Genomic DNA, 828 nt, shown 5'->3' with positions numbered 1-828 from the left:
CCCGTGGAAGTCGAAGTCGACAGACTGCCGATACTGCTCGTCGCAGTGCTCAGGCCGGTTGACGTCGAGGTCGACAAGCTGGCAACAGTACTGTTGGTCGTGCTCAGGCCGGTCGACAGACTGTCGAGACCGCTGCCCGCCGTGCTCAAAGCGGTCGACAGGCTGGTGATGCCGCTGGTGGCCGTGCTCAGCCCCGTGGAGGTCGAGGTCGACAGGCTGGCAACGTTGCTGTTGGTCGTGCTCAGGCCGGTCGACAACGAACCCGCGGTCGTGGAAAGTTGGCTGACATTGACGGCATCCTGCGGAGCACTGCCCGGGGCCACCCCCGTGATCTGGCGATTGCCCACGTTTACCTCACCCGACGAGGTTTGCGGCGCGGCTAGGCCGAAGGCGGTGTAGTTGGTCAGCGCCCCCACGTTGGCCACTGAGCCAGCGCCCAGCGCTACGCTGTTGGCCACGTTGGTCTGCGCATTCAAGCCCAGCGCCACGCTGGCGTTGCCATTCGATATCGCGTTCTGGCCGATGGCCACGCTGTCGGCACCGAGAGCCTGACTGTCTGCACCCGTGCTGTTGGTATGGAAATACTTCGTACCGGTGTTGTAGATCGTGCTGACCGACGAACTCAGCGTACTCAGGTTGCTATTCGTCGTGCTCAGCCCCGTCGACAAGCTTCCAATGCCGCTGAAGGAGGTGCTCAGGCCCGAGGATGTCGAAGTTGAGAGGCTGCTGAGGCTGCTGTTGGTCGTGCTCAGGCCCGTCGACAGGCTGCTGATGCCGCTGGTCGCGGTGCTCAAACCCGTCGAAGTCGACGTGGACAAGCTGTCGATG

At 63.2% G+C, this 828-nt stretch carries 1 protein-coding gene and 2 pseudogenes; 1 reads left to right on the top strand and 2 read right to left on the bottom strand.

Annotation, left to right across the window (positions count from 1 at the left end; all coding sequences use genetic code 11):
- Together PMI12_RS29600 and PMI12_RS29640 are read right to left on the bottom strand one after the other, a co-directional pair.
- Positions 1-530: pseudogene (locus PMI12_RS29600) on the bottom strand (ESPR-type extended signal peptide-containing protein); the annotation flags it as partial.
- A 3-nt stretch (positions 531-533) separates the two neighbouring features.
- Positions 534-668: pseudogene (locus PMI12_RS29640) on the bottom strand (hypothetical protein); the annotation flags it as partial.
- On the opposite strand from PMI12_RS29640, the gene PMI12_RS29595 reads away from it, so the two are divergent.
- Positions 607-828 (top strand): hypothetical protein (locus PMI12_RS29595; RefSeq protein WP_042674467.1); only part of this gene is annotated, 222 nt, incomplete at its 3' end. The pseudogene PMI12_RS29640 and the gene PMI12_RS29595 overlap by 62 nt on opposite strands.

It is taken from the genome of Variovorax sp. CF313 (assembly GCF_000282635.1).
Lineage (GTDB): Bacteria > Pseudomonadota > Gammaproteobacteria > Burkholderiales > Burkholderiaceae_C > Variovorax.
The sequence above is the reverse complement of the archived record's forward strand: the minus strand, read 5'-3'. Positions and strand labels throughout refer to the sequence as shown.